Annotated in this window: 23 protein-coding genes and 1 tRNA gene; 15 read left to right on the plus strand and 9 right to left on the minus strand. The window is 65.1% G+C overall.

Translation table 11 applies throughout. From position 1 onward, the window contains the following. Positions 1 to 106: 106 nt before the first annotated feature. The 10 genes from OWC48_RS41540 (at position 107) to OWC48_RS41585 (ending at position 9,629) form a co-directional block, all read left to right on the plus strand. Positions 107 to 988, plus strand: coding sequence for a L,D-transpeptidase (locus OWC48_RS41540; protein WP_282525183.1), 882 nt, complete (start codon positions 107 to 109; stop codon positions 986 to 988). 229 nt (positions 989 to 1,217) lie between these two features. Continuing rightward, a complete protein-coding gene (locus tag OWC48_RS41545) occupies positions 1,218 to 2,030 on the plus strand; it encodes a hypothetical protein (protein ID WP_282525184.1) in 813 nt (270 codons plus the stop codon). Positions 2,031 to 2,278: 248 nt separating this feature from the next. After that, positions 2,279 to 3,445, plus strand: a complete 1,167-nt coding sequence (locus OWC48_RS41550) for a cytochrome P450 (RefSeq protein ID WP_282525185.1) — start codon at positions 2,279 to 2,281, stop codon at positions 3,443 to 3,445. A gap of 517 nt (positions 3,446 to 3,962) precedes the next feature. Then, positions 3,963 to 4,913 carry a sulfonate ABC transporter substrate-binding protein gene (locus OWC48_RS41555; RefSeq protein ID WP_282525186.1) on the plus strand — a complete coding sequence of 317 codons (951 nt, stop codon included), beginning with the start codon at positions 3,963 to 3,965 and terminating at the stop codon, positions 4,911 to 4,913. Between the two features lie 38 nt (positions 4,914 to 4,951). Next, the gene (locus tag OWC48_RS41560; protein WP_282525187.1) at positions 4,952 to 5,914 is read left to right on the plus strand and encodes a sulfonate ABC transporter substrate-binding protein; all 963 of its coding nucleotides are present in this window, start codon (positions 4,952 to 4,954) and stop codon (positions 5,912 to 5,914) included. Positions 5,915 to 5,922: 8 nt separating this feature from the next. Next, on the plus strand, positions 5,923 to 7,089 hold the full coding sequence (gene ssuD, locus OWC48_RS41565) for an FMNH2-dependent alkanesulfonate monooxygenase (RefSeq protein WP_282525188.1): 1,167 nt from the start codon (positions 5,923 to 5,925) through the stop codon (positions 7,087 to 7,089). Continuing rightward, positions 7,086 to 7,892 carry an aliphatic sulfonate ABC transporter permease SsuC gene (gene ssuC / locus OWC48_RS41570; RefSeq protein WP_282525189.1) on the plus strand — a complete coding sequence of 269 codons (807 nt, stop codon included), beginning with the start codon at positions 7,086 to 7,088 and terminating at the stop codon, positions 7,890 to 7,892. The genes ssuD and ssuC overlap by 4 nt, the downstream gene beginning before the upstream one ends. A gap of 20 nt (positions 7,893 to 7,912) precedes the next feature. Then, positions 7,913 to 8,761 (plus strand): ATP-binding cassette domain-containing protein, encoded by an 849-nt coding sequence (locus tag OWC48_RS41575; protein ID WP_282525190.1) that lies wholly within the window; start codon positions 7,913 to 7,915, stop codon positions 8,759 to 8,761. 32 nt (positions 8,762 to 8,793) lie between these two features. After that, the gene (locus OWC48_RS41580) at positions 8,794 to 9,375 is read left to right on the plus strand and encodes a flavin reductase family protein (RefSeq protein ID WP_282525191.1); all 582 of its coding nucleotides are present in this window, start codon (positions 8,794 to 8,796) and stop codon (positions 9,373 to 9,375) included. Between the two features lie 98 nt (positions 9,376 to 9,473). Continuing rightward, positions 9,474 to 9,629, plus strand: a complete 156-nt coding sequence (locus tag OWC48_RS41585; protein ID WP_028160973.1) for a hypothetical protein — start codon at positions 9,474 to 9,476, stop codon at positions 9,627 to 9,629. Between the two features lie 115 nt (positions 9,630 to 9,744). On the opposite strand, the gene OWC48_RS41590 is transcribed toward OWC48_RS41585, so the two are convergent. The 9 genes from OWC48_RS41590 to OWC48_RS41630 all read right to left on the minus strand — a co-directional run bounded on the left by OWC48_RS41590 (position 9,745) and on the right by OWC48_RS41630 (position 19,452). Then, positions 9,745 to 10,893, minus strand: coding sequence for a M20 family metallopeptidase (locus tag OWC48_RS41590; protein ID WP_282525192.1), 1,149 nt, complete (start codon positions 10,891 to 10,893; stop codon positions 9,745 to 9,747). Positions 10,894 to 11,147: 254 nt separating this feature from the next. After that, the gene (locus OWC48_RS41595; RefSeq protein ID WP_014492540.1) at positions 11,148 to 12,533 is read right to left on the minus strand and encodes a sigma-54-dependent Fis family transcriptional regulator; all 1,386 of its coding nucleotides are present in this window, start codon (positions 12,531 to 12,533) and stop codon (positions 11,148 to 11,150) included. 51 nt (positions 12,534 to 12,584) lie between these two features. Further along, a complete protein-coding gene (fliN, locus tag OWC48_RS41600) occupies positions 12,585 to 12,935 on the minus strand; it encodes a flagellar motor switch protein FliN (RefSeq protein ID WP_282525193.1) in 351 nt (116 codons plus the stop codon). Next, positions 12,932 to 13,561, minus strand: a complete 630-nt coding sequence (locus OWC48_RS41605) for a FliH/SctL family protein (protein WP_282525194.1) — start codon at positions 13,559 to 13,561, stop codon at positions 12,932 to 12,934. The genes fliN and OWC48_RS41605 overlap by 4 nt, the downstream gene beginning before the upstream one ends. Further along, positions 13,561 to 14,652: a flagellar motor switch protein FliG gene (fliG, locus tag OWC48_RS41610; RefSeq protein ID WP_282525195.1), complete on the minus strand. Its 1,092-nt coding sequence runs from the start codon at positions 14,650 to 14,652 to the stop codon at positions 13,561 to 13,563. Before fliG ends, OWC48_RS41605 begins: the two co-directional genes overlap by 1 nt. Before the next feature lie 17 nt (positions 14,653 to 14,669). After that, entirely contained in the window at positions 14,670 to 16,280 is a 1,611-nt protein-coding gene (gene fliF / locus OWC48_RS41615) for a flagellar basal-body MS-ring/collar protein FliF (RefSeq protein WP_282525196.1), read from the minus strand. Between the two features lie 188 nt (positions 16,281 to 16,468). Beyond that, complete coding sequence (locus OWC48_RS41620) at positions 16,469 to 16,744, minus strand: DUF1153 domain-containing protein (RefSeq protein ID WP_002714638.1); 276 nt, start codon at positions 16,742 to 16,744, stop codon at positions 16,469 to 16,471. A gap of 403 nt (positions 16,745 to 17,147) precedes the next feature. Continuing rightward, the gene (locus tag OWC48_RS41625) at positions 17,148 to 17,855 is read right to left on the minus strand and encodes a flagellar hook assembly protein FlgD (RefSeq protein ID WP_282525197.1); all 708 of its coding nucleotides are present in this window, start codon (positions 17,853 to 17,855) and stop codon (positions 17,148 to 17,150) included. A gap of 13 nt (positions 17,856 to 17,868) precedes the next feature. Further along, entirely contained in the window at positions 17,869 to 19,452 is a 1,584-nt protein-coding gene (locus OWC48_RS41630) for a flagellar hook-length control protein FliK (RefSeq protein WP_282525198.1), read from the minus strand. 358 nt (positions 19,453 to 19,810) lie between these two features. Between OWC48_RS41630 and mnmA the strand changes: the two genes are divergently transcribed. From mnmA to OWC48_RS47100, 5 genes are all read left to right on the plus strand, one after another. Next, complete coding sequence (gene mnmA, locus OWC48_RS41635; protein WP_028160966.1) at positions 19,811 to 20,992, plus strand: tRNA 2-thiouridine(34) synthase MnmA; 1,182 nt, start codon at positions 19,811 to 19,813, stop codon at positions 20,990 to 20,992. Between the two features lie 20 nt (positions 20,993 to 21,012). Continuing rightward, positions 21,013 to 21,651, plus strand: coding sequence for a class I SAM-dependent methyltransferase (locus OWC48_RS41640; protein WP_282525199.1), 639 nt, complete (start codon positions 21,013 to 21,015; stop codon positions 21,649 to 21,651). A gap of 185 nt (positions 21,652 to 21,836) precedes the next feature. Then, positions 21,837 to 22,199 (plus strand): hypothetical protein, encoded by a 363-nt coding sequence (locus OWC48_RS41645; protein ID WP_282525200.1) that lies wholly within the window; start codon positions 21,837 to 21,839, stop codon positions 22,197 to 22,199. A gap of 275 nt (positions 22,200 to 22,474) precedes the next feature. Continuing rightward, positions 22,475 to 22,551: transfer RNA gene (locus OWC48_RS41650), tRNA-Met, on the plus strand. A gap of 241 nt (positions 22,552 to 22,792) precedes the next feature. Further along, a complete protein-coding gene (locus tag OWC48_RS47100) occupies positions 22,793 to 23,065 on the plus strand; it encodes a hypothetical protein (protein WP_282525201.1) in 273 nt (90 codons plus the stop codon). The last annotated feature ends 70 nt before the right edge of the window (positions 23,066 to 23,135 follow it).

A 23,135-nucleotide genomic window follows, 5' to 3' on the forward strand; every position in this document is an offset into this window, starting at 1 on the left:
GTTCGGCGTTAACCACGACTAACGGTTCCAGTCTGAGCGGCATCGCTTCGAAGTTTCTTAAATTTTGCTGGGTACCTCTCTTGGGCATGGTGACCTGGGGAAAGACATGAGCAAGCGGGCCAAACGTAAGAAGGCAGAGGCCCTCGCAATACCCATGGCCGCGAGAGTTGCGATTGGCGCCGTGGCCGTCGCCGTCGTGGGGTATAGCTTGCTGTCTAGCCCGGCGGACGTGCAACCGATACGAAAGCCGTCCGCACAGCAGGCCCAGGCGTCGTCAACTCCGGTTTACGTGTCGACTCCAGTTCGTGCATCAGCGCCAGTTCCGGCTGCGATTCCGGTCCCGGCTCCGATCCCGGCCCCGGCGCCTCTGGTCGAACCACCCAAAGCCGACGCTGGCGTTCCCGGAGCACTTGTCCGGCAGGTGGTTGACTACGCCAGCCGTCAGGCGCCGGGCACCGTGATCATCGATACCGGAAACACATTCCTCTATTTCGTTCTGAACGACGCCCAAGCGATGCGCTACGGCATCGGTGTCGGCCGCGAAGGTTTCACATGGTCCGGTGAGCAGACTGTGGCCCGTAAGGCAGAATGGCCGGATTGGCATCCGCCTGTGGAGATGGTCTCGCGTCAGCCTTATCTGCCGCGGTTCATGGCGGGCGGTCCCGGCAATCCGCTCGGCGCCCGGGCGATGTATCTCGGCGAGACCGAATATCGCATTCACGGCACCAACAACCCCGCTACCATCGGGAAGAAGGTTTCGTCCGGCTGTATCCGGCTGACCAATGACGACGTCACGGATCTCTATGAGCGGGTGAAAGTCGGAGCGAAAGTGATCGTGCTTCCGGCAACGGCGGCACGTCGACCATCCCAGGGAGCGCCGGCCGACGCCGCTTTCCGGTTGCCGGACCCGGCATCGCCGTCGAAGCGGCCCCTGGCGGCTAACGCGCAGATGTTGTCACCTGGACCGAAGATCGCCGAGGTCCGGTAAGTCAGTGCTCCGTCCTCGGGCCGCAACTGAGGACAAGGAGGCATCCAGTTGTCGCCTTTAGGTCAGCTTGTGCCCCGGAGCGGCCCTCAGCACCGTCACGTACTGCAGATACCAGAGCTTAACCTTTGGTTGCTTACGTAGTCAGCTTCAATCAAACGAAAGGGACAACATTCGGCGCGAATCTTAGCTGCCGCAATGGTCTGGTCGCTCTGTTCAATCGGTGACGCTGGTGCTCAAGAAAGTGATCGCGGCGGCGCTGTTTTGCGGGGCGGCAGCAATGTCCGTTGTCCTCCTGGTGACGGATTGGCCTGTCCCGCATTCGCGCCGGACTGGGTATTTCGCCGTTACGACATCGGAAAAGTCGGACCTCTCCCACATCGACGAGTGGAATCGTGCAGCTAAAGCCAAGTATGGACCGGATGCGTCGACATCTGCGTCGATGTCTTCCCATGAGCTGACATGGGTCGCCCGTGTCGGAGACAAGGTGGTCGAAACACGTCCCTTTGGATTTTCCGTGTACGGCTTCCTTGGCGTGTTCATGGTGTCGAACGTGGAGAGCTTTCCGTTCGAGCTTTCGATCGAACCAAAAGATCCTGTTAAGCCGGGCAAGACCGTCGACAAGGTCAAGGCTAGCTTCGCGAAGACGGCCCCGGCGGAGGCGCTTGAATTTGGCAACCGTGAATGGCGGCCGGCTCACTGCCATTCCCCCAAACCACCTGAGTTCGGGTTTCCGTTGTACAGCTCAGACCTTGGTGTCGATACGAGTTCGATTTGCCTGATGCAGTCCGATGGAGGCCCGCATACTGCGTTGATCGGCTTTGCCCGTCTCGACGCCAGTTTCTGGGTGCGTCTGCTCTCTCGAAGAGTCTGCCGTATTCTGGCGACATCCTGGATCGAATCGATGATGTCGCAGCCGGATGTAAAGCGTCCCGACTATGTCGCCTGTATACTGGCAACGAAAGCCAGTGGCGCCAGCCGCGAGGTCGTGGCGGCTCGCTTCCTCGAGGTCCGCGATGACAAGACTCTGGCGGTCTTCGACTGAGTTCCGGTGACCGACGTCGCGTCTTGAACCCTCACGTTTTGACGTCCACTTATGGACCATAACGACCGTCGCTCCTGCGTTTGTCGATGTCCGCTGTTGTGGGCCATGCGGACCTCGCTATCGCGCCCGCGCGGATCAAGCTTATGAACACACGCCCCAATGCCGTCCGTCCCTATCGCTAGGGACAGACGCCGGCAGCAGAGTCCGGTAGTCTCGCCTGAAGCACACGAGGATCAGGGGAGACCGCCTTGAGCACCGCGCCGCGCATCGACATCGACCCTACAGCGTTCTGGGCCGATCCCTATCCGATGCTCGCAAAAATGCGTAAGGAGGCGCCGATCGCCTTCGTGCCGCAGCTCGGCTCGACGCTGCTTGCGAGCCGCGACGACATCTCGATCTCCGAGAAGCAGATCGACGTGTTCTCCTCGCACCAGCCCGCCGGCCTGATGAATCGGCTGATGGGCCACAACATGATGCGCAAGGATGGCGAGGCGCATCAAATCGAGCGGCGCGCGATGTTTCCGACGGTGTCGCCGAAGACGGTGAAGGCGCACTGGACCGCGCTGTTCCAGGCCCATGCCGACCGCATCATCGGTGCGATCGAGCCGGGGCGGATCGATTTTATGCGCGACTTCGCGCTGCCGTTTTCCGGCGAATGCCTGAAGTCGATCACCGGCCTCACCAATATCGGCTTCCAGGACATGGACGCGTGGTCGCAAGGCATGATCGAGGGCATCGCGAACTATGGCGGCGATCCCGCCGTCGAGGCGCGCTGCCATGCCGCGACGTCAGGCATCGATGCTGCGATCGACGACATCCTGCCCGTGATGCGCAAGCATCCCGATCAAAGTATCCTCGGCGTACTCCTCGCTGCGGGCATGCCGATGGAGAACGTGCGCGCAAATGTAAAACTCGCGATCTCTGGCGGCCAGAACGAGCCGCGCAAGGCGATCGCCGGCACGGTGTGGGCGCTGCTGAGCCATCCCGACCAGCTCGCTCTCGTGCGCAAGGGCGAGGTGTCCTGGCTCGAGGCGTTCGAGGAATACGCGCGCTGGATCTCGCCGATCGGCATGTCGCCGCGGCGCATCGCAAAGCCGTGGAGCATCCGCGACGTCTCGTTCGAGCTGGATGAGCGCGTGTTCCTGATGTTCGGCTCCGCTAATCGCGACGAGAAGCATTTTGAGCGCGCCGACCAGTTCGACGTGCGGCGTGACACCTCCAAGAGCGTCGCCTTCGGCGCGGGCCCGCATTTCTGCGCCGGCGCCTGGGCCTCGCGTGCGATGATCGCGGATGTCGCGCTGCCGACGGTGTTCGCGCGCGCCAAACAGCTCGAGATCGCCGATGACGAGCCGGTGCGGATCGGTGGCTGGGCGTTCCGCGGGCTGCAGAACCTGCCGGTGAGATGGTTGCATTAGCTTACAGGGCGCGCCGTCGCCACAAAGGCGTTGTCATCGCCCGCGAAAGCGGGCGATCCAGTACGCTGCGGCAGTCGTGTGAAGCATTGACGTCTCTGGGATACTGGATTCCCCGCTTTCGCGGGGAATGACAACGAGGTGGTGGATGGAGCTCTCCGTCACCACAGATCCTGTTCGCCACGGTGCCATCATGCGCCTGTTTTGCCCGACGTGTCAAACGAACTTCGGATAATACGTAAGTCATTGATCGGACTATCGTCGGCTACTGTGCATGGGGTTGTTTTCGACATTTTATGTTCCGGCGCTGGGAGCGTTGACCAGATCCACGCGGCTCTCACATTCGCGTGCGGAAAAAAATCCCTCTGCATGAGCGCGGCCGCTTGAAAGATTAATCATGCGCTTCGCCACACGCGCAGTGCTCGCATCGCTATTTTCCTTGGCGTCTCGACACTCTTCCCGCTCCGCACCATCATTCATCAGAAATGAATGACGGCCGCGTGTGGCCGGGAGTTTTGGAATGCAGCGTCGTGACTTCTTGAAATTGTCCGCTGGAACCGCAGTGGCGGCAGCGTTCGCCTCGCGCGCGAACGCGCAGGGCGCGGTGAAGGAAATTCGTATCGGCTACCAGAAGACAGGCGTGCTGGTTATCACGCGCCAGCAGGCTTCCTTGGAAAAGCATTTCAATCCGCAAGGCATCGACGTGAAATGGGTCGAGTTCTCCTCGGGCCCGCCGATGATGGAGGCGATGAACGTCGGTAGCGTCGATTTCGGCGCGGTCGGCGATTCCCCGCCGGTGTTCGCGCAGGCCGCGGGCGCCGCGATCGTCTATGCCGCGGGCCAGCCCATCACCAACGGCCAGGGCATCCTGGTGCCGAAGGATTCGCCGATCCGCTCCATCGCCGATCTGCAGGGCAAGCGCATCGGCTTCACCAAGGGGTCCAGCGCCCACAATGTCGTGGTGCAGACGCTGGAGAAGGCCGGTCTCACCTATGCCGACATCACCCCGGTCTATCTGACGCCGCCGGACGCGGGCCCTGCGTTTGCCAATGCCAGCATCGAGGCCTGGGCGATCTGGGATCCGTATTTCGCGATCGGCGAGACCAAACAGGGTGGCCGCATCCTGATCAATGCGCGCGAGGTCACCAAGACCAATTCCTTCTACATCGCCAACCGCGAGTTCGCGAAGAATCACGGCGCCATCCTGCAGCAGATCGTCGACGTGACGACCGCGACCGGCAAATGGGCCGAACAGAATCGCGGCGAGGTCGCCAAATGGCTCGCCGCAGTCACCGGCGTCCCGCTGGACATCCAGACGGTCGCGGCCGACCGCGCGAACTTCGTGGTCGGCCCCGTCACCGACGACATCGTCGTGACCCAACAGGGCGTCGCCGACCGCTTCTACAAGCTCGGCCTGATCCCGAAGCCGATCGTCGTTCGCGACATCGTCTGGCGTAACCCGGCAGCCTGATCGTGCCGACCACTCTTCCCACGCACAAGGGTTTGAACATGAGGCGTATCATTCAACGTCTGATCGCGGCCATCGTGCTGTCGATCGGCATCGTCGCCGCCGCGGTCGGCACGTCCTACGGCCAGGACAAACAAGACAAGGTCGTCCGCATCGGCTACCAGAAATACGGCAAGCTGGTGCTGCTCAAGAGCAAGGGCACGCTGGAGCCGAAGCTCGCGGCGGACGGTTACAAGGTGGTGTGGACAGAATTCCCGTCCGGCCCGCCGCTGCTTGAGGCGCTCAATGTCGGCGCGATCGATTTCGGCAACACCGGTGAGGCCCCGCCGATCTTCGCGCAGGCCGCCGGCGCGCCGATTCAGTACGTCGCCTACGAGCCGCCGGCGCCGAAGGGCGAGGCGATTCTGGTGCCGAAGGACAGCCCGCTGAAATTGGTCGCCGATCTCAAGGGCAGGAAGGTCGCGCTCAACAAGGGCTCCAACGTCCACTATCTCCTGGTCAAGGCGCTGGAGAAGGCGGGCGTCAAATATTCCGAGATCGAGCCGGTGTTCCTGGCGCCGGCCGATGCGCGCGCCGCCTTCGAGCGCGGCGCGGTCGATGCCTGGGTGATCTGGGATCCTTTCCAGGCCGCCGCGGAAGCCGCCACCGGCGCGCGCACGCTCGCCGACGGCACCGGCATCGTCGCCAACTACCAGTTCTATTTCGCCTCGAAGAAATTCCTCGAAGCCAACCCGAAGATCGTCGACGCCGTGCTGGCCGAGCTGAGTTCGGTCGACGATTGGGCCAAGGGCGACATCCACGCGGTTGCCGAGCAGCTGGCTCCGGCGATCGGCCTGTCGGTCCCCGTGGTCGAGGTGGCGCTGAAGCGGCAGGCCTACGGCATCAAGCCGATCACCGATGCCGTCATCGCCGACCAGCAGCAGGTTGCGGATGCGTTCTTCGCGCTCAACCTGATCCCCAAATCCATCAAGATTTCCGACGTGGCCCGGAAACCAGGATCGTGAGCAAGCATATGAGTAAGCAGTCCAACGCCAACATCCTCTGGTTCCTGCCGACCCACGGCGACGGCCGCTATCTCGGCACGGGCATCGGCGGCCGTGAGGTCAACTTCAACTATCTGCGCCAGATTGCGCAGGCCGCCGACCAGCTCGGTTATTACGGCGTGCTGTTGCCGACCGGGCGGTCTTGCGAGGATTCCTGGATCGTCGCCTCCTCGGTTGCGCCGTTCACCGAGCGGCTGCGCTATCTCGTGGCCGTCCGCCCCGGCCTGCAATCGCCGAGCGTGGCGGCGCGCATGACCGCGACGCTCGACCGCGTCACCAATGGCCGGCTGCTCGTCAACGTCGTCACCGGCGGCGACCCCGTCGAGAACAAGGGCGACGGCATCTTCCTCGGCCATGACGAACGCTACGAGGTCACCCGCGAGTTCCTCAACGTCTATAGCGACCTGCTCGCCGGCAGGACCGTCAATGTCGAGGGCACGCACATCCATGTCGAGGGTGGCAAGCTGCTGTTTCCGCCGGTGCAGGCGCCACGGCCGCCGCTCTATTTCGGCGGTTCATCCGATGCCGGCATCGACGTCGCCGTCGACGCCGTCGACAAATATCTCACCTGGGGCGAGCCGCCGGCGCTGGTTGCCGAGAAGATCGCGAAGGTGAGGGAGGTCGCAGCTACGCGCGGCCGCAAGCTCTCCTTCGGCATTCGTCTTCATGTGATCGTCCGCGAGACCAATGAAGAGGCCTGGCGCGCTGCGAACGAGCTGATCAGGCATGTCAGCGACGACACCATCGCGCTGGCGCAGAAGAACTTTGCCCGCATGGACTCGGTCGGCCAGCAGCGCATGGCGCAGCTCCATGGCGGCCAACGCGACAAGCTCGAGATCGCCCCGAACCTGTGGGCCGGTGTTGGTCTCGTGCGCGGCGGCGCCGGCACGGCGCTGGTCGGCGACGCCCAGACGGTGGCGGCCCGCATCAGGGAGTATCAGGACATCGGCATCGATACCTTCATCATGTCGGGCTACCCGCATCTGGAGGAAGCCTATCGCTTCGCCGAGCTGGTATTCCCGCTGCTCTCGCTTGAGCAGCCGAGCAACGTAACCAAACTGCACTTCAACGGCGGTCCGTTCGGCGAGACCGTCGGCAGCGATTACCGTCCGCAGCAGCGAGTGTCCGAGTCATGAGCCTGATCGACAGCGTTTCACTTCCGCGCAGCTTCCGCCTGCCGCGGGTTGACGGCCTGATCCAGTGGATCGTGCCGCTCGCCATCATCGCAATCTGGCAGGTCGCGAGCGTCACCGGCTTCGTGCCGACGCGGGTGCTGCCGGCGCCGAGCGACGTCGTGCTCGCGGGCTGGAAGCTGCTGCTCTCCGGCGAGCTCGTCCGTAACATCTGGGTGTCGTTCTGGCGCGCCTCGATCGGCTTCCTGATTGGCGGCGGCATCGGTTTCGCGTTCGGTCTCGCCAACGGCCTGTCGCAGCTCTCGGCCAAGCTCACCGACACCACGCTCCAGATGGTGCGCAACGTGCCTCATCTGGCGCTGATCCCGCTGGTCATTCTGTGGTTCGGCATCGACGAGAGCGCAAAGCTGTTCCTGGTGGCGCTCGGCGTGTTCTTCCCGATCTACCTCAACACGCTGCACGGCATCCGAACCGTCGACCCGCAGCTGATCGAGATGGGCCGCATCTACGGCATGACCGACAGCGAGCTGTTCCGACGGGTGATCTTCCCCGGCGCGCTGCCTTCGATCTTCGTCGGCATCCGCTTCGCGCTGGGCATCATGTGGCTCACCCTGATCGTCGCCGAGACCATCGCGGCGTCTTCAGGCCTCGGCTACATGGCGATGCAGGCGCGCGAGTTCATGCTGATCGACGTCGTCGTGCTCTCGATCCTGATCTACGCCCTGCTCGGCAAGCTCGCCGACAGCGCCTCCCGTGTGCTGGAGCGCCTGACGCTCTCCTGGCACCCCGCCTTCCAGAAACGCTGAGCAGAAATACTGGGAATCACATGCAGACAGCTCTTCGTACGACCCTTCCCGAAACCGAGCTCGCCAGCCGCGCCAATTTCGTGCCGCAGGCGCGCGTCGTGCGCGAGGAGCGCCAAGAAGAACGTCAAGCGCAGACCACAGGCCTGCCGCTCAGCATTCGCGGCTTGCGCAAGTCCTTCGTCGACAACGAGGTGCTGCGCGGCATCGACCTGCACATCCCCGCCGGCCAGTTCGTCGCCATCGTCGGCAAGAGCGGTTGCGGCAAGAGCACGCTGCTGCGTCTGATCGCCGGTCTGGAAAAGTTCGAGGCCGGCAGCATCAGCTTCGGCCAGGATGTCCAGCCCGAGGACATCCGCGTGATGTTCCAGGAGCCGCGCCTGCTGCCCTGGGCGCGCGTGCTCGCCAATGTCGAGGTCGGCCTCGGCCGAGATCGGTCCTCCGGCGACGCGCATGCGCGCGCCGAAAAGGCGCTGACCGAGGTCGGGCTGGCCGACAAGCGTGACCAGTGGCCGTCGGTGCTGTCGGGCGGCCAGAAGCAGCGCGTCGCGCTCGGCCGCGCGCTGGTCTCCCGTCCCCGGGTGCTCGCCTTCGACGAGCCGCTCGGCGCGCTGGATGCGCTGACCCGCATCTCGATGCAGCGTCTGCTGGAGCGGGTCTGGCGCGACCAGGGCTTTACCGCGATCCTGGTGACCCACGACGTCTCCGAGGCCGTTGCCTTGGCCGACCGGGTGCTGGTGATCGATGAGGGCCGGATTGCCCACGACGTTACGGTTAACGCCGCCCGGCCGCGCGAACGCGGCTCCGCCGAGCTCGCAAGCCTCGAAGGCTCGATCCTGAGCCATCTTTTGTCGGCGGAAGATCGTACCTAAATACAAGGGAACCCCGGTTCGGGGACCATGCCATGAATGTAGTGCCCCGCGATCTCATGACTGAAACTGCCGTCTCGTCCGCCGATTTCCGCGGCGCCATGCGCCACCTCACGGGCGGCGTCAGCGTCATCACCGCCGGGCGGGGCAAGGACATCACCGGCATGACGGTCACCTCGGTGACCTCGCTGTCGGTCGAACCGCCGACGCTGCTGGTCAGCATCAACCGCGATGCCTCGTCCTTCCCGCTGATCAAGCGTTACGGTGCCTTCGGGGTGAATATGCTGGCGGCCGATCAGCTGGACGTCGCCGAGCGTTTTGCCGGCAAGGGCGGCCTGAAGGGCGCCGATCGCTTTGCCGGCAGCCAGTGGGTGACGGCGGTCTCCGGCGTTCCGCTGCTCGTCGGTGCATTGTCCGCGGTCGATTGCGAGGTCGAGGAGATCGTCGAACGCCACTCGCACGGCATCGTCATCGGCCGCGTCAGGAGCGTCAGGAATTCGACCCGCAATGCTGCATTGGCCTATTGGCACGGCCAGTATGTGGCGGTCGACCAGGACGAGGACGCGGCTCGGCTCGCAGACGTCAGCCTTCCCGCCCGGGGCCTGCGCGGCGTTTGATCGCCGCTGACAAGCGGGCCTTCAGGCTGGCCTTTTCCCCGTCATCGCTCTAGAAGCGCCCTAAGCGGTCCCGTCCGGGACGGCAATGGAGCGGAACGATGAAACGCGTCGCGACCTGGGCCTTCTACGCCATCGGCGCGCTCGCAATCGGCTACCTCGCGCTCTACGCCTATGCAATGTTCAGCGGCCAGCCGATCGTGCCGGGCGACCCCATCCACATCTTCCGCAAGCCGGACGCGCCGAGTTATTCGTAGGACTTGGTAGGTCTCGTAGGGTGGGCAAAGCGAAGCGTGCCCACCGCTGCTATCGAACGAGACGAATGGTGGGCACGGCGCAAACGCGCCTTTGCCCACCCTACGGCACCTGTGTTCACCCCCGCAAAATCGCCAGCGCCAGCGCCTGGGCGCGCGGCACGATGCTGTCGAGCTCGAGATATTCCTCCGGCGTGTGCGCGAGCCCGCCAACCGGCCCGAGGCCGCAGATCGTCGGCGTGCCGACTGCGGCGGTGAAGCCGGAATCGGCGCAGCCGCCGGAAAACTCGCCCTGGAGCGTCGTAAGGCCGACCTGCTTTGCGGCCGCTTGATAGCCGTCGAACAGCGTCTTCGACTCCGCGCTCTGCACCACCGGCACGAACTCGCCCTTGACCGTCAGCGTCGCACTCGTGCCCGGCACGTAAGAGGTCGCGATGATGGTCTCGATCGCGGCCATGATCCTCGCACGATCCGCCGGATCGACGTAACGCAGGTCGATCTGGCCCTCTGCTGAGGGCGCCGTTGTGTTCACCGACTGCCCCCCCGAGACGAGACCGACATTCAGCGTGATGCCCTTGTCGAGATCGGTCAGCGCGTGGATATGGACGATCTTGTGCGCGAGCTCGCCGATCGCACTGACGCCCGCGGCGAAATTGGCGCCGGAATGCGCGGCTTTGCCGGTGATGGCGAAGTGCATGAAGATGCCGCCCTTGCGGCCGGTGACGATGTTGCCGGTCGGCCGTCCCGGCTCGGAATTGAACACGGCGCGTGCGGCGCGTCCCTCGCGCTCGATCACCGGGCGCGAAGAGGGCGAGCCGATCTCCTCGTCCGAGGTGATCAGCACCTTGATCGGATGCGGGCTGCCGCCGAATTTGTGGAAGGCGGTCGCCACGAAGATGTTCATGACGACGCCGGACTTCATGTCGGCAACGCCGGGTCCATAGGCGCGCTTGCCCTCAATCGTGAACGGACGCCGTCCGGCCTCGCCCTTGCCGAACACGGTGTCGCGATGGCCCATCAACAGCACCGGCTTCTCGTTGCTGCCGGGTTTGGCGATCTCGGCATGGATCGCATCGCCGAAGGTGGCGTTGCTCTCGCGCCGGAACGGAATGCCATGCTCGGCAAAATGCCGCTCGAACCGCGCACCGACCGAATCGACGCCTTCCTTGTCATAGGATCCGGAATCGATGTTCACGACGTCGCGCAGCAGATCGATCATCGCCTGCCGCTGCGACGCCAGCCAGTCCGTGATTTGAGCTTCCGACATGTGTATCCTCGCGTGGTTCTAGGGCTTTGCTTATAGAGCCTCGCGTAGGCGCGACCTAGTCGCCGGATGCGGTGCGGCCATGTGATAGGTCCCGTAGCCCGGATGGAGCGAAGCGAAATCCGGGAATCCCGATCGCGGAGCTAACCCCGGATTGCGCTTCGCTCCATCCGGGCTACGGGACTCTGCCGGTGGACGCGCAAAACAAGATGCCCGGGACCAGCCCGGGCATTTGCATTCTCAACCAGTGTGGAGACCTACGCCCCCACCATCGGCATCCGCGGATATTCGCCCGGCGTCCCCGCCGGTGTGATCGGAATTCCGCCGTCGGAATATTCGTTGAGCTTGTTGCGCAGCGTGCGGATCGAGATGCCCAGAATGTTTGCGGCATGGGTCCGGTTGCCGAGGCAGTGCTTCAGCGTCTCCAGGATCAGGTCGCGTTCGACGTCAGCGACGGTGCGGCCCACAAGCGCCCGTGTCACCTGCTCGGCGGCCATGGTCGCATGTGCCACGGCCGGGGCGGTCTTGGCGAGGTCGAGGCGGTCGCCGTCCGGGGTGAGGATGGCGTCGGGGCCGATCTCGTCGCCCTGCGCCATCAGCACCGAGCGGTGCATGGTGTTTTCGAGCTCGCGAACGTTGCCCTGCCAGCGGTTGGTGGAGAGCACGCGGCGCGCTTCCGCGGAGATCGGGCGCACCGGTACGCCGTTGGCTTCGGCATATTTCTTCACGAAATGCTGGGCGAGCTCGAGGATGTCGAGGGGACGTTCGCGCAGCGGCGGGATCTTCAGATTCACGACGTTGAGGCGGAACAGCAGATCCTCGCGGAACGTGCCTTCGCGCACGGCTTCAGCCAGGTTGCGGTTCGAGGTCGCGATGATGCGGATGTCCACCGGCACCGGCTTGGTGCCGCCGACGCGGTCGATCACGCGCTCCTGGATGGCGCGCAGCAGTTTTGATTGCAGGCGGACGTCCATCTCCGAGATTTCGTCGAGCAGCAGCGTGCCGCCGGTCGCTTCCTCGAACTTGCCGATCCGGCGCGCGATCGCGCCGGTGAAGGCGCCCTTCTCGTGGCCGAACAGCTCGGATTCCAGCAGATGCTCGGGGATCGCGGCGCAGTTGATCGAGATGAACGGCCGCTTGGCGCGGGCCGAGCGGGTGTGGACGTAGCGGGCCAGCACTTCCTTGCCGGTGCCGGATTCGCCGGTGACCATAACCGAGGCATCGGAGCCCGCGATCTGCTGGGCGAGTTTGATCACCTTGGCCATGGCCTCGTCGCGATAGACCAGCTCGCGGGAATCGTTGGCGACGGCGGCCAGCACTGCGGCGATCAGCTCCGGATCCGGCGGCAGCGGGATGTATTCCTTGGCGCCGGCGTGGATCGCGGCGACCGCGGCGCGGGCGTCGTTGGTGATGCCGCAGGCGACGATCGGCGCGTGGATGTGCTCGGCCTCGAGCCGCATCACGAGGTCGCGGATGTCGAGGGCGACGTCGACCAGCAGGAGGTCGGCGCCCTTGCCGCCGCGCAGCACGCGCATCGCCTGCTCGTGATCCTCGGCGTGGGTCACGGTGGCGCCGTTCTCCATCGCGATCTTGGTGGCGGTGGTGAGCTGGCCCTTCAATGTGCCAACGATGAGAAGCCGCATGTCAGTCTCCTGTCCGTCTGGTCGCGCTGCCGCGCGTCATTCCTTGCGCTATTAGCTGCGTTCGGTCTTGATGATTTCGGTCATGGTCACGCCGAGCTTGTCCTCGACCAGGACGACTTCGCCGCGGGCGACCAGCTTGTTGTTGACGTAGATGTCGATGGCCTCGCCGACGCGGCGATCGAGCTCGAGCACAGTGCCGGGCCCGAGCTTCAACAGCTCGCTGACGTCCATCTTGGAGCGGCCGAGCACGGCCGAGACCTGCACCGGCACGTCGAACACCGCCTCGAGGTCGGCGGCGGCGCGCGCCGCATATTCGTCCTCGTTGTAGCCGATGTCGGTGCCGGCAGGCGGCATCGGACCGTTGAGATCGGGCAGCGGGACCTGTCCGTCCGTGGCGCTCATGGCTTAGCTCCCCTGCGGGACGCGATATAGCGTCCGACCATTTCGTCGATCTTGGCCGCGATGGCACCGCGCTCCAGCACGACGCCGCCGTCGGCCCATTCGATCCGGCAGTCGCCGGTGGCGATATCGGGCTCGGCCAGGATCACCAGCCGGCCCTCGAAGCCGCTCTGCTTGGCGAGCCGCTCGACCTTCTCGCGCGCGCTGTCGTAGAGCGCGTCATTGATGCGGACGACGAGATGCGGCGTCGCGACCAGGTGCGAGAAGCAGTCCTTGACCAACGCCATGATCTCGCCGAGCGGCTCGGCGGCAACCAGATCGGCGCACAGCTTGCGCGCCACCGCCACCGCGACGTCGACCGCCTCGGTCTCCATCTTGGTCTCGATGTTGCCGATGCCGGCGGCGACGCCCCGGATACCGATGTTGATCTCTTCCATGGCGAGCGCGACGCGGCGGTCGCTCTCGGCCTTGGCTTCGCGCTGGCCGGCGGCAAAGCCGTCCTGATAGGCGCGCGCCTCGGCTTCCGCGATCTTCTGGGCGATCTCGGCGGCGGTCGCAGCCCTCTCCCGCGGCGACCGCTCCGGCGCTGCGAAGTCGGTGTCGAACAGGAATTTTGCCGGGGCGCCCATCAATACACCAGCTCGTCGTCGGCGCGGTTCTTGGTCAGCATGATCTCACCCTTGGCGGCGAGGTCCTTGGCGAGGTTGACCAGCAGCGCCTGGGCCTCGTCGACGTCGCGCAGGCGGACCGGGCCCATCGCCGCCATGTCGTCCTGGAGCATCTTGGCCGCGCGCGAGGACATGTTGCCGAAGAAGAAGTTGCGGACGTCCTCGTTGGCGCTCTTGAGCGCGACGCCGAGCTTGTCCTTGTCGACATTGCGCATCAGGGTCTGGGCCGAACCGGAATCCAGCTTCACGAGGTCGTCGAAGGTGAACATCAGCGCCTTGATGCGCTCTGCCGATTCGCGATTGTCCTCTTCCAGCGACGTGATGAAGCGGGTTTCGGTCTGGCGGTCGAAATTGTTGAAGATTTCCGCCATCACCTCGTGGGCGTCGCGGCGGCGGGTCTGTGACAGGTTGGACATGAATTCGGTGCGCAGCGTCTTCTCCACGCTCTCGATCACCTCCTTCTGTACCGCTTCCATCTTCAGCATGCGGTTGACGACGTCGAGCGCGAGCTCCTCGGGGAAGATGCCGAGCACGCGCGCGGCGTGTTCCGGCTTCAGCTTCGACAGCACGACCGCGATGGTCTGCGGATATTCGTTCTTGAGGTAGTTGGCGAGGACCTCTTCCTGCACGTTGGAGAGCTTTTCCCACATGTTGCGGCCGGCGGGGCCGCGGATCTCGTCCATGATGCCGTTGACGCGCTCCGGCGGCAGGTATTGCTGCAGCAGCCGCTCGGTGGCGTCGAAATTGCCCATCAGCGCGCCGGAAGCCGACATGCGCGAGACGAATTCGAGCAGCATGTCCTCGACCGTGTCGACCTCGACGGTGCCGAGCGTCGACATTTCCAGCGAGAGCTGGCGCACCTCGTCGTCGTCGAGCATCGACCAGATCTTGCCGCCATATTGCTCGCCCAACGCCAGCATCAGGATCGCGGCGCGCTTGGGTCCCGTCACCGCTTCGCTCTTGCCGCCCGCGCGGCTGCCCTGGCGGGCGCCGAGCGTCGAGATCACGCTGGTGATGTCGTTGGAATTGGCGTTTTGCAGGTTGCCGGCCATGTCAGTTCACTTCTCGATTATTTCGCGGGTTCGGTCAGCCATTGGCGGATGATGGCGACGGTTTCGTTGGGGTTGCGCTCGGCGAGCTCGCCGACGCGATGAACGGACTGGGCATGGACCTGGCCCTGAATGGTGGCGACGTCGATCGCGCTGGCGGCGCCGCCCGGCAGCAGCGCCTGCCCGGCAGGCGCGGCCTCCTCCGAAGCGGCGGGGCCGGTGAGGGCGCCGGAGATGGCGGCGGCGACCTCCTCGGAGGCGAGGATGCGCTTGACCAGCGGGCGGATCACCAGGAACAGCACGACCAGGCCGAGCAGCATCATCACGCCGAGCTCGACGAAGTACATGACGTCGTCCTTGGTGAACTGCAGCGTGCCGAGGAAACCGGAGGGCTCGGCGATCGGGGCGGTGGAGGGGGCGTCGGCAAAGCGCAGGTTGACGACCTCGACCTGGTCGCCGCGCTTCTGGTCGAAGCCGATCGCCGAGCGCACCAGGGTGGCGATGCGGTCGAGCTGTTCCTTGGTGCGGTCCGTGTAGGCGAGCTCGCCCTTGTCGTTCTTGGAATAGATGCCGTCGACCAGCACCGCGACCGAGATGCGGTTGACCCGGCCGGCCTCGGTCACCTCGGTCTTGGTGGTGCGGGAGATCTCGTAATTGTTGGTCTCTTCGGTCTTCTTGCTCTGGTCCTTCGCCGTCGGACCGCTGTTCTGCTGGTTGCCGGGCAGCTCGTTGTTGACGGTGACCTGGCCGTTATTGTCGGCGGTGAGGCTGCTCTCTTCCCGGGTCTGGCTCGAGCGCAGCACGCGGCCCTCGGGATCGAACTTGTCCGAGGTCTGGGTGACCTTGTTGAAGTCGAAATCGGCGGAGAGCTGGACGCGGGCGCGGCCGGAGCCGACCACGGAGGAGACGATGTCCTCGACCTGCTTGCGCATCCGCTTCTCGAAGGCGGTGCGGCGCTCGTCGCCGACCGCCTGCTCCGGATCGGTCGCGGCGCCGTCGGCGAGCAACGAGCCGGCCTCGTCGACGATCGAGACCCGCTGCGGCTTGAGCCCGTTGACGGCGGAGGCGACGAGGTGGCGGATGGCGCGGATCTGCTGGGCCTCGAGCGAGCCGCGGACCCGCACCACGATCGAGGCCGACGGCTCCGGCGCCTCGCGCGAGAACAGCGGGCGCTCGGGCAGCACGAGGTGGACGCGGGCGGCCTGGATGCGGTCGATGGCACGGATGGTGCGGGCGAGCTCGCCTTCGAGCGCGCGGAGATGGTTGATGTTCTGGACGAAAGAGGTGGTGCCGAGTGCATCCGACTTGTCGAACACTTCGTAGCCGACGCCGCCGCCCTTGGGCAGGCCGCCCTCGGCGAGCTTCATCCGCAGACGGGTGACCTTGTCCTTGGGCACCATGATGATGCTGCCTTCATTGCGCAGCTCGAACTGGATGCCCTGTCGCTCCAAATCCTTGATAATGCCCGAAGAATCCTCGACCGAGAGGTCGGTGAACAGCGTCGTCATCTGCGGCGTGGTCACGCGCATGATGACGAACGCGAAAAAGCCGATGAGCGCGGCGGTGACCGCGATCATCGCCCCGAACCGGGCGGCGCCGATACCCTTCAAAAAGTCCGCAAGACCTTGCAAGCAACCGCCCCGAAGCTTCGACCCGCAACCGAGCGGTCGAGTGGGCAATTATTGCCTAGGTGATGGTTTCGATATGGTTAACGAAGGTTAAGAGCTGGGACAAAAGTCGCGCCAAAAGGAAACATGAAAAAAATCGGCCTCGCGGGGCGGGGCCGATTTTCGTCAAAAGCTGCAGATTTCCGGATCGCTTACTGGCGATATTGCTGGATGCGGGTGGTGCGAAGACCCGCCAGACCGTGCTGGTCGATGGAAAACTGCCAGGAAAGGAATTCGTCGACCGTCAGGGTGTAACGGCTGCAGGCCTCCTCGAGGGAGAGAAGTCCGCCACGCACAGCGGCGACGACTTCGGCCTTGCGGCGGATGACCCAGCGTTTGGTGCCGGGTGCGGGCAGATCTGCGATCGTCAGCGGACTGCCGTCCGGCCCGATGACGTATTTTACCCTCGGGCGATGGGGTTCTGTCATGGCGTACTCACAAACTCTCAACCACTGAACTCACGCCGTAACCCTACGCGTGCGGGCTTAAAAATCCGCTAAGCCTAAGGCTTCAATACAATTCTCGTTGAAAATGGCTGGAACACAGCCGGCCCGGAGGGCTGGACACCATGATCCGAGCCGTCCGAGCGGGCAGAAGGTAAATACTTTACTAACAAACGGAGCCTGCGCGCGGTGCCGCAAAGCCCTCAGCCGTCGTCCCGGGGGCGTGCGTCGCGCGAGCCCGGGACCCATAACCCCAGGGAGTAGTTTGACGACGACTCGGGGTTACGTCTCACGCGAAAACGACGTCCTGTGGTTATGGATCCCCGCCCCCGTGCGCAATTGCGCACTAGGCGGGGATGACATCTCGTGTGTGGCGAGGCGCGCGCCCTTAATTGCTGCTGGTGGCGATGATGCTCTTGACCTGGCTCAGGGTGTAGCTGGCGCCGTCGATGGTGAGCAGCGGTGGCGACTGGGTCAGGTCGACGGACGACACCACGCCCTGCACCTGCGCGGCGATGCCGACATTGTTGTTCGCCACGTCCTTGCCCGTCGCCGTGATCGTGTACTTGCCGTCGGGCCATTGCGTACCGTCATTGCCCATTCCGTTCCAGGTGAAGGGAATGTCCTTGCCGGCCGCGGCGGTATATTTGCCGGTGAACACGGTCTGGCCGCTGGAATTGGCAACCGTGATGTTGACGGTCGAGTCACTGGGCACGTTGAGATGCCAGGTCGCCGACGACTTCGTCATGGTCGCGGTCGAGCCGTCGACCAGCGCGGTCTTGCCGACGAAGCCCAGCGCCTGGGTCGCCTGCGTGGTCTGCTGCAGGGTGACGAGCTGGGACAGTGAATCGTTGGTCTTGAGCTGCTGCTCGACGCCGGCGAACTGCACCAGCTGCTGGGTGAACTGGTTGGTGTCGAGCGGATCGAGCGGGTTCTGGTTCTGCAGCTGCGTCGTCAGCAGCGTCAGGAAGGTCTGGAAGTTGCCGGCGAGCGTCGCGCCCGTGTTCGAGCTCAGCGAGTTCGACGAGGACGACTTCGGGACGTCGGTCGTCCCGGAGACAGGCGTCGGGGCGGTGGCGGCATTCGTGGTGGTCATGTTCGAATACTCCTCACACTCTGATGTCGACGCCGCTGCTCGATCCGAGCATGCGGCCGTAACCGCGCCCGACGGGCGCGGCAGCAACGGTGTCGTCCTCGCTGATGATCAGCCGGCGGGCATTGCCGCCATTGTCGTTGTTCTGGCCGGAATTCTGGCCCGATGAATTCTGGTCGCGCAGGCTGAAGGACAGCCCGTTACTGCCGGTCTTGAGGCCGGCATCGTCGAGCGCGCGCTGCAATTGCGGCGCGTCCTGCCGCAGCATCTGCAGCGTCTCCGGCTTCTCGACGGTGAGATGCGAAGTGACCTGGCCGTTGCGGTCGACATTGATGCGGACGTCGATGCGGCCGAGGTCGATCGGATCGAGGCTGATGTCGAACCGCGTCTTGCCGGCACGTGCGGCCGCGGCGATCTCGACCGGCACGCCGCTGATCCGCACGGCATTCGTGTTGGCCGCGGTCGCGGTCAGCGTTGCGGTCGAAGCTGTCGCGGCGGAGGTCGTATTGGTCACCGGCGCCTGTATGGCGGAAGCCGCCTGCGCGCTGGTGTCGGTCGTGGGCACGGCGGCCTGCGTGCCGGCATGCGCGTGCGTGTTCGCGGCAGTGGGCGTCGCGTCAGTGGCGCCGGCTTTCACATCGGCCTTCGCATCAGTCGCAGCGGAATCGGCCTGCGGCTTGGCGGCTTGCACATGCGCGGCGTTGGCGGTCGTCGCGGTTTGCGTGGCGTTCGCCTTGCCCGCGTCCTGGCCGATATTGGAGACGTCGCTCTCGCGTTGCGCGGTCGCGACGGCCTTGAACGAAGGCTTCGGCGTGCCCTGGTCGACGGCGGCGACCAGGCCGCCATTGGTCTTGGCGTCGGTCGCGGTGCCGTCGGTCGTGCCGGTGGCGGCATCGCCCAGCTTTGTCGTCGTGTCGGTATCGACCTTGGCACCCGCGGTCTTGGCGCTCTTGTCGCTCGCCGTGGCGGTATCGGTCTTGCCGCCTGCGATCTGCGCCGCGGTCGAGGCGCTGGCGGCGATGCCGGCGGCCGCAATCGTCAGCGGGGAGGCGGCGGCATCGCCGGCCTGGCTCGCGGCCGCGTTCGGATCGACCGGTACCACGGGCGGGGCCACCACGATGGCGTTCGGATCCGGCACGGCGACCTGCGTCGCGTCGGGCTGCACGGCGGCATCGACGGTGGCGGCAGCGGTGCCGTCGGTCTTGTCGCCTTTGGTATCGTCGGACTTATCCGCCGGTTTGGCGTCGGAGGTCTCGGACTTGTCCTTGGTCGGCTTGGCCGGATCGGCCGTCGCGTCGCTCGCGGTGGGGGCCGATGTGTCGGTGTCGTCGTTCGCCCTGCTCTGCGAGGGCTGGTCGGTCGGGGCGGTATCGCGCGGGCCCTTGTCGGAGGCGGATGACGACGAGGATGACGACTCGGTCCGGCGCGGCGCGGTGTCCTGCGAGGCTGCGTCGTTGCTTATCGCCTGGGTGTTGCTGTCGACCAACGAGCCGAAGGAATCGTTGCTGGACGTGTCCTTGGAGCTCTGCGACCGGGCAGGCCTTTGCTGCGCGCTCTGGACTTGCACGCTGGCTGCTACATCTGACGTCCGACCGACCACGGAAAACCTCTTGGAAACATCTTCGGCGGCATAGAGGTAGCAAGGAGCGGGCCAGCTTCCTGGCGAGCTATTTTAGCTAGCAAAATCAATTAATTGATTGATTCTCGCCTTCGCCGCGAGAGGCGCAAGAGCCCCGCCATTTCTGCCTCCCCGGCAAGAATTGCCCTAAGCGGCCGCCCGCATGATTGCTTCACCGGAATGCCGCCTATATTAAAGAGCTGCTCTCAGCCGCTTTCGACCGGGCAGTCGTGCCCCCGGGGGAACCAAAGTTCCCGGGGATCGTCGATGTCCCGCCGGAAGCCGAAATGTCCACGTCATCGCGGATCGCGAACGCCGCCGTCACAACGCTTTAAGGCCCATGCTGAACAGTCTGGATCTCGAAGGCCGTCCTGAGGACACCAGGGTCGTCGTTGCCATGTCGGGCGGCGTCGATTCCTCGACGACGGCTGCGCTGCTCAAGGCCGAAGGCTATGACGTCGTCGGCATCACGCTGCAGCTCTACGACCACGGCGCGGCGACCCACCGCAAGGGCGCCTGCTGCGCCGGCCAGGATATCCACGACGCCCGCGACGTCGCCGCCAAGCTCGGCATTCCCCATTACGTGCTCGACTATGAGGACCGCTTTCGCGAGTCCGTCATCGACAATTTTGCCGACTCTTATGCGCTCGGCGAGACGCCGGTGCCGTGCATCGAGTGCAACCGCTCGGTCAAGTTCCGCGACCTCCTGAAGACCGCGCGCGAGCTCGGCGCCCAGGCGCTGGCCACCGGCCATTACGTCGCCTCGCGCCGCCGCGACGACGGCTCGCGCGCGCTGGTCTGCGCCGCCGACAGCGACCGCGACCAGAGCTACTTCCTGTTCGCGACCACGCAGGAGCAGCTCGACTTCCTGCGCTTCCCGCTCGGCGACATGACCAAGCCCGAGACGCGCGAGCTTGCGCGCCGCTTCGGTCTCGCGGTCGCCGACAAGCACGACAGCCAGGACATCTGCTTCGTGCCGACCGGCCGCTACACCGACATCATCACCCGCCTGCGCCCGAACGCGATGGACCCCGGCGACATCGTCGATCTCGACGGCCGCGTGCTCGGCCGGCACAACGGCATCGCCAATTTCACCGTCGGCCAGCGCCGCGGCCTCGGCATCGCCGCTCACGCGCCGCTGTTCGTGGTGCGGCTGGATGCTCCGGGCCGCCGCGTCGTTGTCGGCCCGCGCGATGCGCTGAAGATGCACCGCATCGTGCTGCGCGACGTCAACTGGATCGGCGGCGGCGACATCGACCGCGCCATCGGCGCCGGCCTCGAGATGTTCGTGCGCGTGCGCTCGACCCGCAGCCCGCAGCCGGCTTGGCTGCGCGGCGGCAACGGCCATTACGAAGTCGAGCTCGTCGCCGGCGAGGAGGGCGTCTCGCCCGGCCAGGCCTGCGTGTTCTACGACGCGCCTTCGGGGCAGGCGCGCGTGCTCGGCGGCGGCTTCATCCAGAGCGCCGCCGCGAAGGTCGCAACGAGCACTGCGAGGCCGCTGGTGGAAGCGGTACGCGGCTAGAAAATTTCCGGGGCAGGGGCATGGCAGCAGACATCTCGCGGGCCGGGGTCGAGAAGGCCTATGGCCGCTGGGCGCCGGTCTACGATCTCGTGTTCGGCAAGGTTTTTGACGCCGGACGGCAGTCGACCATCGCGGAGGCCGACCGCATCGGCGGCCGCATCCTCGACGTCGGTGTCGGCACCGGGCTGTCGCTCTCCGATTATTCGCGCACCACGAAGATCTGCGGCGTCGACATCTCGGAGCCGATGCTGCGCAAGGCGCAGGCGCGCGTGCGTGCGCTGCGGCTTAGCAATGTCGAAGTGCTCTCGGTGATGGATGCGAAGAACCTCGCCTTCCCCGAAAACTTCTTCGACGCGGTGGTGGCGCAATATGTCATCACCGCCGTGCCCGATCCCGAAGGCACGCTCGACGAGTTCGTGCGCGTGCTCAAGCCCGGCGGCGAGCTGATCCTGGTCAACCACATCGGCGCCGAGAGCGGCCCGCGCAAGCTGTTCGAGCTGGCCTTCGCGCCCGTCGCCCGCCGCCTCGGCTGGCGTCCGGAATTCCCGTGGGACCGCCTCGTCAACTGGGCCGCCAAACACGGCGGCGTCACGCTCGCCGAGCGCCGCCCGATGCCGCCGATGGGACACTTTTCGCTGATCCGCTACGTCAAATCGTGACTGCGATCGGCCGGGCTCGCGCCGCGAGTCGGCGCCCTGTCGCCGCGAATCGAGACCTCATCCTGAGGAGCCCGCGCCAGCGGGCGTCTCGAAGGATGCGCCGCCACGAAACCCGCGACATTCCAGCGCTTCAATTCGCCGTGCGTCGGCCGGAACCTCCGCATGGCCGGAGACGTTTCCCTTCCATGCGCACGACATCAAACATCATCCTGGCCAGCCTCGTGATCGCAGCCTCAGGCGCCGCGATCGCGCAGGCGCCGCCCGCCCCGGCCACGCCGCCGCAAGCGACCGCGCCGCCATCCCCGCAACACGCCGCCAACTGCACCCCGCAGGACCGCCCGAACCGGGCCACCGCGCCCGACGGCACCACCACCGGCCAGTCCCGGGAACCGCTCGGCGATAAACTGGCAAAATCCGACGGCGTGCTCTGCCCCCCCTCCGGCGTCGACCCCGACATGCATGCCCCGGCGCCCTCTACGGACGGCGCCATGCCGGTCATCCCACCCCCCGGCAGCCCTGGCGGCGACCCGACCGTGCGGCCGAAATAGGGCTCTTCCCTTCCTTCGCCTCTCCCCGCCCTTGTCCCGCCGAAGCCTTGGCGAAGGCGGATGCGGGGAGAGGCCGGAGCGCATCGAAGATGCGATCCGGGTGGGGGGACTATCCACGAGTCTGGTGCCGAAAAATTGCAGATTCTGGTGCTAAATTCGGCACAAACGGCCTTGTCACGCCAAAGCTTTAGCGAAGGCGGATTGACAGCCCGCCGCCCCCTTCCTTATATGCCGCGCGTTCGCGAGATCGGCCGTTCCGCCGTTCGCGACCCTGTGGCGGGGTAGCTCAGCTGGTTAGAGCACGGGAATCATAATCCTGGGGTCGGGGGTTCGAGTCCCTCTCCCGCTACCACGTATCCCCCACTATTGTGGTGGGCCTCCGGAAAGACCTCCCCGCCTATCAGGGTGGCGAGTCTACCTTTCACTTCGACTTCGAAGCCCTTCCATGGACACTTTGGATGGACAGTGACGCTGTGCACGAGGGCCCGAAAATCTTCCACTAGGGAACCGCGGTCGTCCTCTGCCTTCGAATGGCCAGCCATTGTCTCGGCAAGCGCCTTCACTGCACCGATGTAGCGATCCAAGGCAGATGGGTGGAGCGCGATCGGAACGGGGGCTTCTTCGAGCGCGGCCATTTCGGCCTCGACGCGCAGCCGCTCCTCCTTGAGCTCGCCGATCCGCTGCTTGGCGTCCTCCTCGGATATGACGTACTTGATCACAAGATCAATGTTGCGTTGCCGCTCACCTTCTATTCGGTCACGTTTCGCCGTCAATCGCGCACGCACCGCGACTGCGTCCCCCGCAAGCCGCTCTCGTTCACTGTTATAGCCGCGCACATAAGTCTCGATCAGCCGCGGATCCTTTAATTCCTCGGCCATGCCGCTGAGCACAAGCCTTTCGATATCGCGCAGGTAGATGATCCTACGATTTGAACAA

Origin of the sequence: Bradyrhizobium sp. Arg816 (assembly GCF_029989365.1) — a bacterium.
In the GTDB taxonomy this organism is placed as follows: domain Bacteria; phylum Pseudomonadota; class Alphaproteobacteria; order Rhizobiales; family Xanthobacteraceae; genus Bradyrhizobium.

What these genes read in the sequence shown, in the direction of transcription:
- OWC48_RS41540 (WP_282525183.1), top strand. Translation starts at nt 107, where the DNA reads ATGAGCAAGCGGGCCAAACGTAAGAAGGCAGAGGCCCTCGCAATACCC.
- OWC48_RS41560 (WP_282525187.1), top strand. Translation starts at nt 4,952, where the DNA reads ATGAGGCGTATCATTCAACGTCTGATCGCGGCCATCGTGCTGTCGATC.
- ssuD (WP_282525188.1), top strand. Translation starts at nt 5,923, where the DNA reads ATGAGTAAGCAGTCCAACGCCAACATCCTCTGGTTCCTGCCGACCCAC.
- mnmA (WP_028160966.1), top strand. Translation starts at nt 19,811, where the DNA reads ATGCTGAACAGTCTGGATCTCGAAGGCCGTCCTGAGGACACCAGGGTC.
- OWC48_RS41580 (WP_282525191.1), top strand. Translation starts at nt 8,794, where the DNA reads ATGAATGTAGTGCCCCGCGATCTCATGACTGAAACTGCCGTCTCGTCC.
- OWC48_RS41595 (WP_014492540.1), bottom strand. Translation starts at nt 12,533, where the DNA reads ATGCGGCTTCTCATCGTTGGCACATTGAAGGGCCAGCTCACCACCGCC.
- OWC48_RS41575 (WP_282525190.1), top strand. Translation starts at nt 7,913, where the DNA reads ATGCAGACAGCTCTTCGTACGACCCTTCCCGAAACCGAGCTCGCCAGC.
- OWC48_RS41645 (WP_282525200.1), top strand. Translation starts at nt 21,837, where the DNA reads ATGCGCACGACATCAAACATCATCCTGGCCAGCCTCGTGATCGCAGCC.
- fliG (WP_282525195.1), bottom strand. Translation starts at nt 14,652, where the DNA reads ATGGCCGGCAACCTGCAAAACGCCAATTCCAACGACATCACCAGCGTG.
- OWC48_RS41620 (WP_002714638.1), bottom strand. Translation starts at nt 16,744, where the DNA reads ATGACAGAACCCCATCGCCCGAGGGTAAAATACGTCATCGGGCCGGAC.
- OWC48_RS41590 (WP_282525192.1), bottom strand. Translation starts at nt 10,893, where the DNA reads ATGTCGGAAGCTCAAATCACGGACTGGCTGGCGTCGCAGCGGCAGGCG.
- ssuC (WP_282525189.1), top strand. Translation starts at nt 7,086, where the DNA reads ATGAGCCTGATCGACAGCGTTTCACTTCCGCGCAGCTTCCGCCTGCCG.
- fliN (WP_282525193.1), bottom strand. Translation starts at nt 12,935, where the DNA reads ATGAGCGCCACGGACGGACAGGTCCCGCTGCCCGATCTCAACGGTCCG.
- OWC48_RS41640 (WP_282525199.1), top strand. Translation starts at nt 21,013, where the DNA reads ATGGCAGCAGACATCTCGCGGGCCGGGGTCGAGAAGGCCTATGGCCGC.
- OWC48_RS41555 (WP_282525186.1), top strand. Translation starts at nt 3,963, where the DNA reads ATGCAGCGTCGTGACTTCTTGAAATTGTCCGCTGGAACCGCAGTGGCG.
- OWC48_RS41625 (WP_282525197.1), bottom strand. Translation starts at nt 17,855, where the DNA reads ATGACCACCACGAATGCCGCCACCGCCCCGACGCCTGTCTCCGGGACG.
- OWC48_RS41585 (WP_028160973.1), top strand. Translation starts at nt 9,474, where the DNA reads ATGAAACGCGTCGCGACCTGGGCCTTCTACGCCATCGGCGCGCTCGCA.
- OWC48_RS41605 (WP_282525194.1), bottom strand. Translation starts at nt 13,561, where the DNA reads ATGGGCGCCCCGGCAAAATTCCTGTTCGACACCGACTTCGCAGCGCCG.